The following is a 16,602-nucleotide window of genomic DNA, read 5'->3' as shown; positions in this document are numbered from 1 at the left end:
CTTCGTCCCTGATGGCGCATCAGCCCCGCTGGCGGAAGCCCGCCATGTCCCCATCTCGCCCCCTCCAACTCTCCACAAACCCCTGTCATCTACGAAAGGGTGAGCGGTCATCCGGTACCGAATTCCGGACTCTCTCTTTCATATCCAGGGATGCTGATGACCACCGAGTCCCCCAGTTCCATACCCGGGGCGAGACGCGCGGCCCGAGTCGCGGCTGCCGCCGGCCTGGTGGCCGCGCTGGCCGCCACCGGCGCCGCCCCCGTCTTCGCCGCCGACGCTCCTGCCCCGGCTCCGGTCAAGTCCGCCGCCGAGGGTGCCACGGCCGACAAGCTCGGTACCAACGACGAGCAGCTTCTGGCCAAGGCGAAGGCCAAGGGCCAGAAGAACGTCACGATGATGGTCGCCACCGCTCCCGGTGCGACCGAGCAGGTCACCAAGCAGCTGGACGCCGTCAAGGGCTCCGTGCTGGGCCGTGCGTACGACAAGCTCGGCTACGTACGGGCCACCGTGCCCACCGCGACCGCCGAGGCGACCATCAAGGCGGCCGCCAAGCTGCCGTCCGTCCACGGCATCGATCTCAAGCAGGAGATCAAGCTGGACGACCCGACGCCCACCGGCGACCGGGCGACCGGAGCCAAGGCCGCCACCAGGTCGACCGGTTCCTACCCGGCGCCCGGCAAGAAGACCCCGGCGAAGAACCCGTACAACCCGTCCTTCGAGACGGGCGCGGTCGACTTCGTCCAGCAGCACCCGAAGGCCGACGGCCGCGGGGTGACCATCGGTGTCCTCGACTCGGGTGTCGACCTCGGCCACCCGGCGCTGCAGAAGACCACCACCGGCGAGCGCAAGATCGTCGACTGGGTGACCGCGACCGACCCGGTCAGTGACGACGACGGCACCTGGCTGCGGATGACGGACGGCGTGTCCGGCCCGACGTTCACGTACGAGGGCCGTACGTACAAGGCACCCAAGGGCGACTACCGGATCAAGCTGTTCGCCGAGGCCGCCACCAAGGGCGGCGACATGAAGGGCGACCTGAACCGGGACGGCGACACCACCGATGTGTGGGCCGTGCTCTACGACCCGGTCACCGGCACCACCCGCGTCGACCTGAACAACAACGCGGACTTCTCCGACGACGCCGTCCTGAAGCCGTACAAGGAGAAGCACCAGGTCTCCTACTTCGGCAAGGACGACCCGCGGACCGATGTCGTCGAGCGGATCCCGTTCGTCGTCGAGACCCGCAAGGACGTCGTCTACAACGCGGCCGGCGACACCTCCGACTACGTCAGCATCGGCGTCATCGAGAGCGAGCACGGCACCCACGTCGCGGGCATCACCGCCGCGAACGGCCTGTTCGGCGGCAAGATGAACGGTGCCGCGCCGGGCGCGAAGATCGTCTCCTCGCGGGCCTGCACCTGGGACGGCGGCTGCACCAACATCGCGCTCACCGAGGGCATGATCGACCTCGTCGTGAACCGCGGTGTCGATGTCGTCAACATGTCGATCGGCGGACTGCCCCCGCTCAACGACGGCAACAATGCCCGTGCCGAGCTCTACAAGCGGCTCATCGACATCTACGGCGTCCAGCTGGTCATCTCGGCCGGCAACGAGGGTCCGGGCGTCAACACCATCGGTGACCCCGGCCTCGCCGACCACGTCATCTCCGTCGGTGCGTCGATCTCCAAGGAGACCTGGGCCGCCAACTACGGCTCGAACGTCACCAAGAAGTACGACATGCTGCCCTTCTCCTCGCGCGGTCCGCGTGAGGACGGCGGCTTCGCGCCGATCCTGACGGCCCCGGGCGCGGCCATCAACACCACCCAGACCTGGCTGCCCGGCGGCCCGGTCAAGGAGTCGGGCTACTCGCTCCCGGCCGGCTACTCCATGCTGCAGGGCACCTCGATGGCCTCGCCGCAGGCCGCGGGCGCGACCGCGCTGCTGCTGTCCGCCGCGAAGCAGAAGCACATCGAGCTGCCCCCGGCCGATCTGCGGACCGCGCTGACCAGCACCGCCACCCACATCAAGGGTGTGCCCGCGCACGCCCAGGGCTCCGGTCTGATCGACATCGTCGGCGCCTGGAAGCAGATCGAGAAGCAGGGCGCCCCGGCGCACGAGTACTCGGTGAAGGCCCCCGTCGACACCGCGATCGACTTCGCGCTGAAGACCCCCGGCTTCGGGACGGGTCTGTACGACCGCGAGGGCGGCCTGAAGGCCGGCCAGACGAAGTCGTACGACGTCACGATCACCCGCACCACGGGCCCGGACAAGGCCGTCAAGCACAAGCTGTCGTGGAAGAACAACGACGGCACCTTCAAGCTGACCGGTTCGAGCACGGTCTCGCTGCCGCTGGGCAAGCCCGTCACCGTCAAGGTGCAGGCGAAGCCGGGCAGCGCGGGCGTGCACAGCGCGATCCTGAAGGTGGACGACAGCAAGACCGTCGGTGTGGACCAGCAGATCCTCACCACGGTGGTCGTCTCCACGAAGCTCGTGAAGCCCGCCTACGCGTTCAAGGCGTCCGGCTCGGTGCAGCGCAACAGCACCACGTCGTACTTCGTGACCGTGCCGGAGGGCGCCAAGACCCTTGAGGTCGCCATGGGCGCGCTGCGCTCGGGCAGCCAGACCCGCTTCATCTCCATCCACCCGTACGGGGTGCAGATGGAGGACAGCGGTACGCCGTTCTGCTACCCGAACTACGAGAACCCGGCCAACACCTGCCGTCCGGACGTGCGCTCGTACAAGGACCCGCAGCCGGGCGTCTGGGAGATCGAGGTCGAGGCACGGCGTACGTCGCCGCTGCTGGACAACCCGTACAAGCTGGATGTCTCGCTGCTCGGTGCCACCTTCGACCCGGCGGTGCAGACCATCGCCGAGGCGAAGATCGGCACGCCGGCCGCGGTGAACTGGAAGGTCACCAACAACGCGGGTGACCTGGAGGGCGCGCTCAAGGGCGGCTCGCTGGGCTCGGCCAAGGTCGCGAAGCCGTCGATCAGGACGGGCGACCGCCAGGAGTACACGGTCACCATCGGCGAGGGCGTCGAGAAGCTGGACGTCGCCATCGGCGGCACGGCGGACGCCAACGCCGACCTGGACCTGTACGTCTACCGGGGCAGCGCCACGGTCGGCAAGTCCACCACGGCCGGCTCCGAGGAGGCGGTCAGCCTGGCGAAGCCCGCCGCCGGCACGTACACCGTCGTGATCGACGGCTACGACGTCCCGGCCGGGACCACCACGTACGACTACCGCGACGTGTACTACGCACCGTCGCTCGGCACGATCAAGGTCGACGAGTCGAAGGCCGTGAACCTGGCCAACGGCGCCTCCGCCCAGATCACCGCCGAGGTCGCGGTCGCCGGGGCGGCCCCCGAGGGCCGGCAGTTCTTCGGCGAGGTCCACCTGGTGAACGGCCGCGGCACCGCCGCGGGCACTGCCAGCGTCGTGATCGAGAAGGTCACGCCGTAACGGCCACCGTGTGATCCGTACAACATGTACAGCAGTGGGGCGGGCGCTCGGTGGAGCTCCCGCCCCACTGCCGTGTGCCCGGCCGGGCGGGCACCGTCCGTACCGCGGACAATGGATTGGACAAGAAAGCCGTGGACATACGCATCATGGAGCGGCAACCGTCTCAGTTCGTACGTCCGAAGGAGTCCCTGTGAAGGTCGGAATCGTCGGCGCCACCGGTCAGGTCGGCACAGTCATGCGCAGCATCCTGGCCGAGCGGAAGTTCCCTGCCGACGAACTGCGGCTCTTCGCCTCCGCACGCTCCGCGGGCTCGACGATCGAATGGCAGGGCCGGGAGATCACCGTCGAGGACGCCTCGACGGCCGACTACACCGGACTGGACATCGTGCTGTTCTCGGCCGGTGGCGCGACGTCGAAGGCGCTCGCCGAGAAGGTCGCCTCACAGGGTGCCGTCGTGATCGACAACTCCTCCGCCTGGCGCAAGGACCCCGAGGTCCCGCTCGTCGTCTCCGAGGTCAACGCACACGCGATCACCGACCGGCCCAAGGGGATCATCGCCAACCCGAACTGCACCACGATGGCCGCCATGCCCGTGCTGCGCCCGCTGCACGACGAAGCCGGTCTGCAGGCGCTGACCGTCGCCACCTACCAGGCGGTGTCCGGTTCCGGTCTGGCCGGCGTCGCCGAGCTGCACGGCCAGGCGTCCAAGGTCGTCGCCGACGCCGACAGGCTCACCCACGACGGCGAGGCCGTCGAGTTCCCCGAGCCGGGCGTCTACAAGCGTCCGATCGCCTTCAACGTGCTGCCGCTGGCCGGTTCGATCGTGGACGACGGCTCCTTCGAGACCGACGAGGAGCAGAAGCTCCGCAACGAGTCCCGCAAGATCCTGGAGATCCCGGAGCTGAAGGTGTCCGGCACCTGTGTCCGGGTCCCGGTCTTCGCCGGTCACTCGCTCCAGGTCAACGCCCGTTTCGCCCGTCCCATCAGCGTGGCGCGCGCGTACGAGCTGCTGAAGGACGCGCCGGGCGTCGAGATCTCGGAGATCCCCACCCCGCTCCAGGCGGCCGGCAAGGACGCCGCGTTCGTCGGCCGGATCCGGGTCGACGAGACCGTGGAGAACGGCCTCGCGCTCTTCGTCTCCAACGACAACCTGCGCAAGGGCGCGGCGCTGAACGCGGTGCAGATCGCGGAGCTGGTCGCGGCGGAGCTGACGCCCGAGGCACGCAGCTGACGCTTGAGGCATGCGGGAACGGGCGGCCACCGGTGTGCGGTGGCCGCCCTTTCGTATGCGCGCACCCACCGCGGACCGGGGCCCCCCGCCGGAGCGCGCGACGTGGAAGGATGACCGGAAACGTCACATACCAAGGAGATGACCGCGTGCCTGGCACCAATCTGACCCGCGAAGAGGCACAGGAGCGGGCGCGCCTGCTGACCGTGGACGCGTACGAGATCGATCTCGACCTCTCCGGAGCGCAGGAGGGCGGCACCTACCGGTCCGTGACCACCGTGCGCTTCGATTCCGCCGAAGCCGGTGCGGAGACCTTCATCGACCTGGTCGCCCCGGCCGTGCACGAGGTCGAGCTGAACGGCAAGGCGCTGGACGTCGCGGCCGTGTTCCGCGACTCGCGCATCACGCTCCCGCACCTGGTCGCGGGCTCCAACGAGCTGAAGGTCGTCGCCGACTGTTCGTACACCAACACGGGCGAGGGCCTGCACCGCTTCGTCGACCCGGTCGACCAGCAGGCGTACCTCTACACCCAGTTCGAGGTGCCGGACGCGCGCCGGGTCTTCGCGAGCTTCGAGCAGCCTGACCTGAAGGCGACGTTCCGGTTCACCGTGACGGCGCCGGAGGGCTGGACGGTCATCTCGAACTCGCCGACGCCCGAGCCGCGGGACAACGTCTGGTCCTTCGAGCCGACGCCGCGCATCTCGTCGTACATCACGGCCCTGATCGTCGGCCCGTACCACTCGGTGCACAGCAGCTACGAGAAGGACGGCCAGTCCGTCCCGCTCGGCATCTACTGCCGTCCGTCGCTGGCCGAGTTCCTCGACGCGGACGAGATCTTCGACGTCACGCGGCAGGGCTTCGACTGGTTCCAGGAGAAGTTCGACTACGACTACCCGTTCGCCAAGTACGACCAGCTCTTCGTCCCGGAGTTCAACGCCGGCGCGATGGAGAACGCGGGCGCGGTCACCATCCGCGACCAGTACGTGTTCCGTTCGAAGGTGACGGACGCGGCGTACGAGCGGCGTGCGGAGACCATCCTGCACGAGCTGGCGCACATGTGGTTCGGCGACCTCGTCACCATGGAGTGGTGGAACGACCTGTGGCTGAACGAGTCGTTCGCCACGTACACCTCGGTCGCCTGCCAGGCGTACGCGCAGGGCTCGAAGTGGCCGAACTCCTGGACCACGTTCGCCAACTCCGAGAAGACCTGGGCCTACCGCCAGGACCAGCTGCCGTCCACGCACCCGATCATGGCGGACATCCGTGATCTGGACGACGTGCTGGTCAACTTCGACGGGATCACCTACGCCAAGGGCGCCTCGGTCCTGAAGCAGCTGGTGGCGTACGTCGGCATGGACGAGTTCTTCAAGGGCGTCCAGGCGTACTTCAAGGCGCACGCGTTCGGCAACACCCGGCTGTCCGACCTGCTGGGCGCCCTGGAGGAGACCTCCGGCCGCGACCTGAAGACCTGGTCGAAGGCGTGGCTGGAGACGGCGGGCATCAACATCCTGCGCCCGGAGATCACCACGGACGGGAACGGTCACGTCACCTCGTTCACCGTGCTCCAGGAGGCCCCGGCCCTCCCCGCCGGTGCGAAGGGCGAGCCGACGCTGCGCCCGCACCGCATCGCCATCGGCTGCTACGACCTCGACGGCTCCGGCAAGCTGGTCCGTACGGACCGCATCGAGCTGGACGTCGACGGTGCGCGCACGACCGTGCCGTTCCCGGCCGGTACCGCCCGCCCCGCCGTGATCCTGCTCAACGACGACGACCTCTCGTACGCGAAGGTCCGGCTCGACGAGGAGTCGCTGCGCGTCGTCACCGAGCACCTCGGCGACTTCACGGAGTCCCTCCCCCGCGCCCTGTGCTGGGCCTCCGCCTGGGACATGACCCGCGACGGCGAGCTGGCGACCCGCGACTACCTCGCCCTGGTGCTCTCCGGCATCGGCAAGGAGTCGGACATCGGCGTCGTCCAGTCGCTGCACCGCCAGGTGAAGCTGGCGCTGGACCTGTACGCGGCGCCGGAGTGGCGCGAGGCCGGGCTGACGCAGTGGACCGAGGCCACCCTCGCGCACCTGCGTGCGGCGGAGCCGGGCAGCGACCACCAGCTGGCCTGGGCCCGCGCCTTCGCGGAGACGGCCCGCACCCCGCAGCAGACGGACCTGCTGCAGTCGCTGCTCGACGGCAAGGAGACGGTCGAGGGCCTGGCCGTCGACACGGAGCTGCGCTGGGCGTTCGTCGAGCGGCTCGCCGCGACCGGTCTCCTCGAAGAGGACGAGATCGCCGCCGAGTACGAGCGCGACAGGACGGCGGCGGGCGAGCGCCACGCGGCGACCGCCCGCGCGGCACGCCCCACCGAGGAGGCGAAGGCGGAGGCGTGGGCCTCGGTCATCGAGTCCGACAAGCTGCCGAACTCCCTCCAGGAGGCGGTCATCGCCGGCTTCGTCCAGACCGACCAGCGCGAACTGCTGGCTCCGTACACGGAGAAGTTCTTCGCCACGGTCAAGGATGTCTGGGACTCGCGCAGCCACGAGATGGCACAGCAGGTCGCCATCGGCCTCTACCCGACCCTCCAGGTCTCGCAGGCCACGCTGGACGCCACGGACACCTGGCTCTCCTCGACGGACCCGAGCGCGGCCCTGCGCCGGCTGATGTCGGAGTCCCGCTCGGGCGTCGAGCGCGCCCTGAGGGCCCAGGCCGCGGACGCGGCGGCGGCCACGGCGTGACGCGCTGACCGGTGAGACAGTGAGGGGCGCCTCCCGCGACGGGGGGCGCCCCTTCGTTCGTGCTCCGGACGGCCCGGCGCTGGAAACCCGCCCGCCGGGCGGGCGCGGTCGCGCAGCCGTCCGACGGGCGGGAGCAGGGGGCACGGAGCCGGGGGTGTTACGCGCCGGACTCCTCGTAGCGGCGGGCCAGTTCGGCCGCGCCGGACTCCGTCAGGCTGCCGTGCAGGCGCATGCGGGCGACGCCGCCGTCCGGGAAGGCGTCGAGGCGGACGTGGGTGACGATCGCCTGGGCGCGGAGCGGGAAGCGGTGCGGGGTGTCGGGCTGGAGCCTGGTGCGGGGGATGATCTCGAACCACTCGCCGGTCTCGCCGTTGCGGCCCTGGAGTGCGATCCAGCCGGCCGCGTTGCCCTTGAGGTAGGCGGTGTCGATCTCGACCGCGCGGACCGCGCCCTGGGCGGGGAGGCGGAAGCGGACCCAGTCGTTGGTGTCGCGGACCCGGCGGCGGCGGTTCTCCCAGCCGTCGTCCATCTTGCGGGAGGTGCCGGGCAGGATGATCTGGGTCGGCGAGGAGTAGAACCGGTCCGAGGCGTCCTCGTAACTGCCGCCGTTCAGCACCGAGATCAGGTCGAACGTGCCGAGCGTGGCGAGCCAGGACGGGTCGGGGAGGACCTCGCCGTGGACGCGGAGGCGGGCGATGCCGCCGTCGGGGTGCTGGCACAGGCGTACGTGGGTGCAGCGGCGGCCACCGGTGATCTCGAAGCCGTTGGCGGCGTGGCCGCGTACGGGGGTCGGCGGGACGATCTCCTCCCACTTCACGTCGTCGGCGAGGAGTTGGGCGGGGCTGGGCGAGCCCTCGACCGCGGTGGCCTGGATCGAGACGCGCTGCGGGTAGTTGCCGCGGAAGTGGGCCGTGTCGACGACGATGCCGCGGATGATGCCGGGGGCGCCGAGCCGGATCAGGGCCCAGTCGTGCTCGTCGGGGGCCGGGAACGGGTGGTCCGCGTCCGCGCCGCGTCGGCGGCGGGTCTCCCAGCCGTCCATGATCTTGCCCTTGTGGCCGAAGTGCTCGGGGTCGAAGGCCGCGCGCTCCCGGACCAGGAGGTTCTCGCGCTGGGCGAAGAACTCGTCGTTGGCGGCGATCACGCCCGCGCCGAGGCGGCGGTCGGCGAGGTCGACGAGTTCGGTGAAGGGCAGGTCGGTGCCGCGGTAGTCGGCGTACGGGTCACCACCGCCGTACGGGGCCGCGTCGTTGGCGTGGGGGTCGTCGTGGTGGTTCTCATTCTGGTCGAAGGTCATGCACCTACTGTCACGGCCCATAACCCATCAGGTCCATCGAAAGTTTTTGCATCGTTTATTCAGTTGAAGTGAACGATTCGGCGGTCGCGGTGAGTGCCGCGAGCACTCTGGCCACCGCGGGGCCCCGTTCGGCGCCCTGCCGCACCGCCGCCACCACATGACGGCGCGGCTGGTCGGCGTCGAGCGCGCGCATCACCACGCCGCCCCGGCCGTGCCGTTCCGCCGACGCCATGCGCGGGATCAGCGCCACCCCCAGACCCGCCTCGACCATGGCCAGGATCGCCGTCCAGCCGGAGGCGCTGTGCGCCTGCTCGGGCACGAATCCCGCGGCCTCGCACGCCGCCGTGGTGATCTGCGACCAGGGGCCCGAACCACCGAAGATCCACGGGTCGCCGGAGAGGTCCGCCAGGCGGAGGGCGGGCGCGGCGGCGAGACGGTGGTCCGCGGGCAGGGCCACGTCCAGCAGGTCGGCGAGCAGGGGCAGCACCGCGAACCGGGGGTCGCGGGCCGTCGGGGCGTGCGCGGCGAGGGACAGGGCGAGGTCGACGTCACCGGCGACCAGGAGTTCGTACGCCTGCGCGGCCTCCGCCTCCCGCACCCGCACATCGGGCCCCGGGCGCTCCTCGGCGCGCAGCCGCTGGATCGCCGGTACGACGAGGACGGGCACGGCCGTGGAGAACGCGGCGATCCGCACCTCCCCGGCCTCACCGCGCAGATAGCCGGTCAGTTCGGCGTCGGCGCGCTCCAGTTGGGCGAAGACGGCCTCGGCGTGGCGCAGCACGAGATGCGCGGCGTCGGTGAGCCGGACGCGTCGGCCCTGGGCCTCCAGGAGCGGCACACCGAGCTGCCTGGAGAGGCTGGACAGTTGCTGCGAGACCGCGGAGGGCGTCATCAGCAGGGCCTGCGCGGTCGCGGTGACCGTGCCCCGGTCGCGCAGGGTGCGGAGGATGCGGAGCTTCTTGAGGTCCCACTCGATCATGGCCGCAACCTACCCGGCGCCGAGGGCGGGGTGCCCGGCCGCGGACATGCGTGTGCGCCGCGCGGTACTCATGGAGTACCTGCGGCGCACCCGGGACGAGCGTGTGGGTACTAGGCCTGCTTCTTGGACTTGTCCAGGACCATGACCAGGCCCGTGATGACCAGGAACAGGACGATGGGTGCCACGACGTAGAGGCCGATGGTCTCCATCGCGCTCAGGCCGGGCCCCGGGTCGTCGCCGTCGTCGCGGGTGAGCGCGAGCGCGGGGGACGACATGAGCAGCATCATCAGCGTCGTTCCGGCCGCGACGGCGCCGGCGCGCATAGCGTTCTTCTTGTCCACGGTGCAAACGTAGCGAACGCCTGCGAGGGGCGCGCGCCCGGGGGTGCCGTACGGGGTCGGGAACGGATCACGGGCGGGGGTGCGGGCGGACTTCCGGGTGGCCTTCCGGGCGGTCCCCGCTCGGGCGGAAGACCTCCATCAGCCGGTGCAGGCGGGGTGCGGCGGCCAGCTCCTCCAGGGTGACCGGGTGACCCTCCGCGTCGGCGACGGGCAGGCGCCAGTTGGGGTACTGGTCCCAGGTGCCGGGGAGGTTCTGCGGGCGGCGGTCGCCGAGCGCGTCGGGCAGCCAGACGCCGGTCAGGCGGGCGGGGGTGCGCAGCAGGAAGCGGTGCACGGCGCGGACGGCGCCCTCCTCGTCGCCCTCGCCCTCGGGGAGCAGCCCGAGCCTGGCGAGATACCCCAGCCATTCGGTGGTGTCGGCCGCGTCCGCCGTCAGTTCCTGGTCCAGGGGGTGGGTGAGCAGGCCCAGGCGGTGGCGGAGCGTCACATGGTCGCCGGTCAGCCGGGCCGCGGTGGACGGCAGATCGTGCGTGGTGACGGTGGCGAGGCAGCCCTCGCGCCACTCCTCGGGGGCCAGTGGGCGGCCGGTGCCGGCCCAGTCCCGTTCGAACCAGAGGACGGAGGTGCCGAGCACGCCGCGCCGGGCCAGCGCCTCGCGGACCCCCGGCTCGACGGTGCCCAGGTCCTCCCCCATGACGACCGCGCCGGCCCGGTGCGCCTCCAGGACGAGGACGGCGAGCATCGCCTCGGCGTCGTGGGCGACATAGGTGCCCTCGGTGGGCGGACGCCCCTCAGGCACCCACCAGAGCCGGAACAGGCCCATGACGTGGTCGATGCGCAGGGCGCCCGCGTGGGCGAGGAGCCCGCGCAGCAGTCCGCGGTACGGGGCGTAGCCGGAGGCGGCGAGGACGTCCGGGCGCCACGGGGGCAGGCCCCAGTCCTGGCCCCGGGCGTTGAAGGCGTCCGGGGGCGCCCCGACGGACATGCCGTGCGCGAAGGCGTCCTGCTGGGCCCAGGCGTCGGCGCCGCCGGGGTGCACACCGACGGCGAGGTCGTGGACGATGCCGACGGCCATGCCCGCGTCGAGGGCGGCGCGCTGGGCATCGGCGAGCTGACCGTCGGTCAGCCAGGCGAGCCGGCAGTGGAAGTCGACCCGGTCCAGCAGTTCGCCGCGGGCGCGGGCGGTCTCCTTGGAGCGGGGGTCGCGCAGCCCGGCGGGCCAGCCGTGCCAGTCGGAGCCGTGCACCTCGGCGAGGGCGCACCACAGGGCGTGGTCCTCCAGGGCCTGCCCCTGTTCGGCCAGGAAGTCGCAGTACGCGGCGCGACGGCCCGGGGTGAGGGGCACCCGACGCACGAGTTCGAGAGCCTGGCGCTTGAGCTCCCAGACGGCGTCACGGTCGATCAGGGCGCCCTTGTTGAGGACGGTGTCGCTGAGCGTCGCGGCGTCCTGGCGCAGGTCGTCGAGGGTGCCCCGGTCGGTCACGTGCCCGTACTCGGGGATGGACTCCAGGTGCAGATGCACGGGGTCGGGGAAGCGCCGCGACGACGGGCGGTACGGGGAGGGGTCGGTGGGGCGGCCGGGCACGGCGGCGTGGAGCGGGTTGACCTGGACGAATCCGGCGCCGAGGGCCCGTCCGGACCAGGCGGCGAGGTCGGCGAGATCCCCGAGGTCGCCCATGCCCCAGGAGCGGGCGGAGAGCAGGGAGTAGAGCTGGACGAGGAAGCCGTGACCGCGGGCGGGCGGCCGGGGCGCCCGGGGCGGGGCGACGACGAGTGTGCCGGTCGCGTGCCGGCCGCCGGGGGCCCGTACGGCCAGCCGGTGCACCCCGAACGGCGGCTCGGCCCACCAGGCGGGGACCGCGGGCGCTCCCGCCCCCGCCGCGTCCGCCGGCCCGTCGACGGCGCCCCGTACCGAAACGGCCGGATCCGGTCGGCCGGCCGGAATACGCATCCGCGGGGGCGGGGCCGAACCGGGGTCCTCGGGGCCGATGTCCAGCGTGGTGCCGGGCGGCAGGGCGGTCAGGGCATCGGGCAGCGGCTCACCGGACCACACCACCACCGTCGGCGGAAGCAGCCGGGAGCGGGCCGCGGACTCGGCGGCGGCGAGCGATTCCCGTACCGCTCCGGGCGTGCCGGCGTCCACACCGAGCGCGGCGAGCACGGCGACGACCGTCTCGTCGGGAACGGACACCGTCACATCGGCGGACGGGGAGTAGGAGGTGGCGACGCCGTGCAGTGCGGCAAGCCGGGACAAGCCCATTCAGACTCCTGGGAACTCCGTGCCCCACGCGCCGCCGGACGTGGCCGGCTCGCTGGTCAGCGGGGCATGTGCGGCGAGCGGGGGTTCGCTGGTCAGAGGTGTGGCGTCGGCGAGCGGCGGCTCGCTGGTGAGGGGTATGGCATCGGCGAGCGGCGGCTCGCTCGTCAGCGGGCCGGGCGCGGGAGCCGGGAACGCGTCGGGCCACGGGGCGGCGGGGCCGGGTACCTGTGCGGAGAGGGCGGGGAGCAGAAGCTTCGCGGCGGCGGGCATGGCGGCCTCCTGGCCGTGGGGAAAGCAGGACACAGCAGGCCTACCCGGCGGGCTCGACCACAGACGTAGGCGTTATCACAACGAATTCAACGTGCTCTGGGTCACATTCCGTTCCCCGTAGGCCCGTTCTCCGTAAGTTGTCCGCTGTTTTCGGCCATCCGGCGTCATCTTTGGCGTCCGCCGCCCCGGCCCGCCGGCCCGTGCCCCACCTGCCGCATCGGGCATTTCCGGCACACCACCCACGCGCATTGACACCCTCGCGCCCGGGTGGTGGGCTCGGAGCCCACCGGCGGTGACGAGGGAGACGAGCGATGCGGCTCAGGCGCGGAAAGCAGGCAGCGGCCATCGCGGTCGCCGTGCTCGGCGGACTGCTCTCCACGGGAGCCCCGGCCGCCGTCGCGGCCCCTTCGGAGCCCGGCTCCACCGCCGTCGCCACCCCCGACCGCACGGGCGACGCCGCGCTGCCCGCCGTGTGGCCCCGGCCGCAGTCCATCGAGGCCGCCGGGGCGTCCGTACCGCTCTCCGCCGAGGTCACCCTCGTCGCCGGCTCGCACGCCGATCCGTACGCGGTCGACGCGCTCCGGAAGGTCCTGCGGGACGCGGGCGTGCGGACCGTCCACGAGGCCCTGCCCGGCCGCGGCCCGGTGATCCGGCTCGGCGGCGACGGCGCCCGGGACGCGCTGCGCACGCTGCACGCCCCCGAGCGCGGCGATCTGCCCTCCGGGGGTTACCGGATCGCGGTCGGCCGGGTCGCGGGGCGGGACACCGTCGCCCTGGACGGTGTCGGCGAGGACGGCCTCTTCCACGGCGTGCAGACACTGCGTCAGCTGATCCGGGACGGGGGCGTCGCCGGGGTCACCGTCAGGGACTGGCCGGGCACCGCCGTACGCGGAACGACCGAGGGCTTCTACGGGCAGCCGTGGACCCTCCAGGAGCGGCTGGCCCAGATCGGCTTCATGGGGCGTACGAAGCAGAACAGGTATCTGTACGCGGCGGGCGACGATCCGTACCGGCAGGCCCGTTGGCGCGACCCGTACCCGGCCGACCGGCGCGCCGGCTTCCGGGCGCTGGCCGAGCGGGCCCGCGCCGAGCATGTGACGCTCGGCTGGGCCGTCGCCCCCGGCCAGGCCATGTGCATGTCCTCGGCCGGCGACGTGAAGGCGCTGACGAAGAAGCTCGACGCGATGTGGGCACTGGGTGTGCGCGCCTTCCAGCTGCAGTTCCAGGACGTCAGCTACAGCGAATGGCACTGCGACAGCGACGCCGACACCTTCGGCAGCGGCCCGCAGGCGGCGGCCAGGGCGCAGGCGCGGGTGGCCGGCGAGGTGGCGCGGCATCTCGCGGACCGCTATCCGGGTTCGCAGCCGCTGTCGGTGATGCCGACGGAGTTCTACCAGGACGGCTCCACCGACTACCGCGAAGCGCTCGCCGAGGAACTGGACGACCGGGTCCAGATCGCCTGGACCGGTGTCGGGGTCGTACCGAGGACCATCACCGGCGGGGAGCTGGCCGGGGCCCGCGCCGCGTTCGGGCATCCGCTGGTCACGATGGACAACTACCCGGTCAACGACTACGCCCAGGACCGGATCTTCCTCGGCCCGTACACCGGCCGGGACCCCGCGGTGGCCACGGGTTCCGCGGCGCTCCTCGCCAATGCGATGGAGCAGCCGTCCGCGTCCCGCATTCCGCTCTTCACCGCCGCCGACTTCGCCTGGAACCCGAAGGGTTACCGGCCGCAGGAGTCCTGGCAGGCGGCGATCGACGATCTGGCGGGCGGTGACGCACGCACCGGGGACGCGCTGCGCGCGCTGGCCGGGAACAGCGCGACGTCCGTGCTGGGCGGTGACGAGTCCGCGTATCTGCGGCCGTTGCTGGCCGCGTTCTGGAAGTCCCGCGCGGCGCACGACGCCACGGCGCGGGCCGACGCGGCGCGCAGGCTGCGGGCGGCGTTCACCGTGATGCGGGAGGCCCCGCAGCGGCTGAAGGGCCTGGCGGACGGGCGTCTGGACGACGAAGTGCGGCCGTGGTCCGAGCAGTTGTCCCGGTACGGCCGGGCGGGCGAGCTGGCCGTCGATCTGCTCCAGGCCCAGTCGCGCGGCGACGGCGCCGCCGCCTGGCAGGCTTCGCTGGCCCTGGAACCGGTGCGCAAGGCCGCGAAGGCGGACGGCGCCACGGTCGGCAAGGGGGTCCTGGGCCCGTTCCTGGACCGGGTGCGCCGGGAGGCCGATGCCTGGACGGGCGCGGACCGCGGCGACGGTACGGTGACGAAGGCTCCGGGCAGCTACACGGTCCGGCTGGACCGGGCCCGCCCGGTGGAGGCCGTGACGGCGATGACCCTGCCCGGCGGCGGCACCTTGGCCGGCGCGGCGCTGGAGGCCCGGGTGCCCGGCGAGGGCTGGCGCCGCCTGGGCGCGTTGTCGGCGACCGGCTGGACCCACACGGCGGCGAAGGGGCTGCGGGCCGACGCGATCCGGATCAGCTGGCCCACGGGCGATCCGTCGTTGCCCCCGGTCCTCTCCCGCACCCTGGCGCCGATGGCCCCGGGCGGCGATGTCTCCGGGAGCGCCCGGGTACCGGCTCCTCGGGTGCACGCGCTCGTGCCCTGGTTCGGCGACGAGCCCGCGGCCCGGCTCGATCTCGCGGGCGGCGAGACGGAGGCCGAGATCGGCGGCGGGCCGCAGCGGGTCGAGGCGCGCCTCGCCGCCCGCCGCCCGGCGGAGGTACGGGGCGCGCTCACCGCGAAGGCGCCCAAGGGCATCAAGGTGGACGTCCCGAAGCAGACCAGGGTGCCGCGCGGTTCCCGTACCGACGTCCCCGTCGACATCACGGTCCCGGCGGGCACCCCGGCCGGGGAGTACGAGGTGCCGTTCAGCTTCGGCGACGAACGCAGCACGCTCACCGTCCGGGCGTTCCCGCGCACCGCGGGCCCCGATCTGCTGGGCACCGCCACCGCGTCCTCGTCCGGCGACGAGACCCCGGACTTCCCGGCGGCGGCCGCCTCCGACGGGGATCCGGGGACCCGCTGGTCCTCACCGGCCGAGGACGGCGCCTGGTGGCAGGCGGAACTGCCGCGGCCCGCCCGGATCGGCCAGGTGGTGCTGCACTGGCAGGACGCGTACGCCGCCCGCTACCGCGTCCAGGTCTCCTCGGACGGCCGCAGCTGGCGCACGGCGGCGACCGTCCGGGACGGCAGGGGCGGGCGCGAGTCGGTCCGGATGGACGCGAAGGACGCCCGCTACCTCCGGGTCCAGGGCGATGCCCGGGGCACCGAGTTCGGCTACTCGCTCTGGTCGGTGGAGGCGTACGCCGTCGCCGCGACGGAGTAGCGATCCGGGCCGTTGCCGCCCCGGGACGACGAAGGCCCGGATCCTCAGGCAGAAATGCCGTCGATCCGGGCCATGGCGTCGTCCGCGCCGAACGGTTGCAAGTACGGCAACCAGCGCGGGTCGCGGTGTCCCGTGCCGATGATCCGCCAGGCGAGGCCCGTCGGCGGGGCGGGTTGCTGGTGCAGCCGCCAGCCGAGCTCCGGCAGGTGCCGGTCCGCCTTGACGTGGTTGCAGCGGCGGCAGGCCGCGACGACGTTGTCCCAGACGTGCTGTCCGCCGCGGCTGCGCGGAATCACGTGGTCGACGCTGGTCGCGGCGGCGCCGCAGTACATGCAGCGGCCCCCGTCCCGGGCGAACAGCGCCCTGCGGGTCAGCGGTACGGGTCCCCGGTAGGGAACGCGGACGAACCGCTTCAGGCGGACGACGCTGGGGGCCGGGACGGCCCGGCTGGCACTGTGCATGAAGGCGCCGGACTCCTCGAGACAGATGGCCTTGTTTTCGAGGACGAGGACGAGCGCGCGGCGGAGCGGTACGACGCCGAGTGGCTCGTACGACGCGTTGAGAACCAGGACATGCGGCACGGTGGATGCCTCCTTGTACGCCGGCGGCGCGTGGCTCGCGCCGGGACGATCCGATCTCAGTCTCTACTCCTGCCTGGTGGAAGCGCCACCACGTGCGGGTAACGGGCCGGAAGGATTTTTGCCCCGGTCCCC

At 72.2% G+C, this 16,602-nt stretch carries 10 protein-coding genes; 4 read left to right on the top strand and 6 right to left on the bottom strand.

The annotated features are described in order from the left end of the window. The first annotated feature begins 150 nt into the window (after positions 1-150). The 3 genes from OG520_RS26825 (at position 151) to pepN (ending at position 7,416) form a co-directional block, all read left to right on the top strand. Complete coding sequence (locus OG520_RS26825) at positions 151-3,462, top strand: S8 family serine peptidase (RefSeq protein ID WP_406014905.1); 3,312 nt, start codon at positions 151-153, stop codon at positions 3,460-3,462. Positions 3,463-3,652: 190 nt separating this feature from the next. Continuing rightward, positions 3,653-4,693 carry an aspartate-semialdehyde dehydrogenase gene (locus tag OG520_RS26820; protein WP_406014904.1) on the top strand — a complete coding sequence of 347 codons (1,041 nt, stop codon included), beginning with the start codon at positions 3,653-3,655 and terminating at the stop codon, positions 4,691-4,693. Positions 4,694-4,839: 146 nt separating this feature from the next. Next, positions 4,840-7,416 (top strand): aminopeptidase N, encoded by a 2,577-nt coding sequence (gene pepN / locus OG520_RS26815; protein WP_399329477.1) that lies wholly within the window; start codon positions 4,840-4,842, stop codon positions 7,414-7,416. 157 nt (positions 7,417-7,573) lie between these two features. Here the strand turns inward: pepN and alc are convergent, their stop codons facing one another. The 5 genes from alc to OG520_RS26790 form a co-directional block, all read right to left on the bottom strand. Further along, positions 7,574-8,713, bottom strand: a complete 1,140-nt coding sequence (gene alc / locus OG520_RS26810; protein WP_389971426.1) for an allantoicase — start codon at positions 8,711-8,713, stop codon at positions 7,574-7,576. A gap of 55 nt (positions 8,714-8,768) precedes the next feature. Beyond that, positions 8,769-9,692 carry a LysR family transcriptional regulator gene (locus OG520_RS26805; protein ID WP_406014903.1) on the bottom strand — a complete coding sequence of 308 codons (924 nt, stop codon included), beginning with the start codon at positions 9,690-9,692 and terminating at the stop codon, positions 8,769-8,771. A gap of 110 nt (positions 9,693-9,802) precedes the next feature. Beyond that, the gene (locus OG520_RS26800; RefSeq protein ID WP_124717671.1) at positions 9,803-10,033 is read right to left on the bottom strand and encodes a hypothetical protein; all 231 of its coding nucleotides are present in this window, start codon (positions 10,031-10,033) and stop codon (positions 9,803-9,805) included. Positions 10,034-10,100: 67 nt separating this feature from the next. Then, positions 10,101-12,293, bottom strand: a complete 2,193-nt coding sequence (gene malQ / locus OG520_RS26795; RefSeq protein ID WP_406014902.1) for a 4-alpha-glucanotransferase — start codon at positions 12,291-12,293, stop codon at positions 10,101-10,103. Beyond that, the gene (locus OG520_RS26790; protein ID WP_399329480.1) at positions 12,294-12,563 is read right to left on the bottom strand and encodes a hypothetical protein; all 270 of its coding nucleotides are present in this window, start codon (positions 12,561-12,563) and stop codon (positions 12,294-12,296) included. A 311-nt stretch (positions 12,564-12,874) separates the two neighbouring features. On the opposite strand from OG520_RS26790, the gene OG520_RS26785 reads away from it, so the two are divergent. Next, on the top strand, positions 12,875-15,889 hold the full coding sequence (locus OG520_RS26785) for a beta-N-acetylglucosaminidase domain-containing protein (protein ID WP_406014901.1): 3,015 nt from the start codon (positions 12,875-12,877) through the stop codon (positions 15,887-15,889). Positions 15,890-15,933: 44 nt separating this feature from the next. Here OG520_RS26785 and OG520_RS26780 read toward each other — a convergent pair whose 3' ends face one another. Beyond that, positions 15,934-16,470 carry an HNH endonuclease gene (locus tag OG520_RS26780; protein ID WP_406014900.1) on the bottom strand — a complete coding sequence of 179 codons (537 nt, stop codon included), beginning with the start codon at positions 16,468-16,470 and terminating at the stop codon, positions 15,934-15,936. Positions 16,471-16,602: the final 132 nt, after the last annotated feature.

Origin of the sequence: Streptomyces sp. NBC_00984, assembly GCF_045162475.1 — a bacterium.
GTDB lineage: Bacteria > Actinomycetota > Actinomycetes > Streptomycetales > Streptomycetaceae > Streptomyces.
Note: the sequence above shows the minus strand (reverse complement) of the source record. Positions and strands in the feature narration are given on the sequence as shown.

Excerpts from the sequence above, each read along its gene's own strand:
- alc (WP_389971426.1), bottom strand. The coding sequence starts at position 8,713 with ATGACCTTCGACCAGAATGAGAACCACCACGACGACCCCCACGCCAAC.
- malQ (WP_406014902.1), bottom strand. The coding sequence starts at position 12,293 with ATGGGCTTGTCCCGGCTTGCCGCACTGCACGGCGTCGCCACCTCCTAC.
- OG520_RS26785 (WP_406014901.1), top strand. The coding sequence starts at position 12,875 with ATGCGGCTCAGGCGCGGAAAGCAGGCAGCGGCCATCGCGGTCGCCGTG.
- OG520_RS26790 (WP_399329480.1), bottom strand. The coding sequence starts at position 12,563 with ATGCCCGCCGCCGCGAAGCTTCTGCTCCCCGCCCTCTCCGCACAGGTA.
- OG520_RS26825 (WP_406014905.1), top strand. The coding sequence starts at position 151 with ATGCTGATGACCACCGAGTCCCCCAGTTCCATACCCGGGGCGAGACGC.
- OG520_RS26805 (WP_406014903.1), bottom strand. The coding sequence starts at position 9,692 with ATGATCGAGTGGGACCTCAAGAAGCTCCGCATCCTCCGCACCCTGCGC.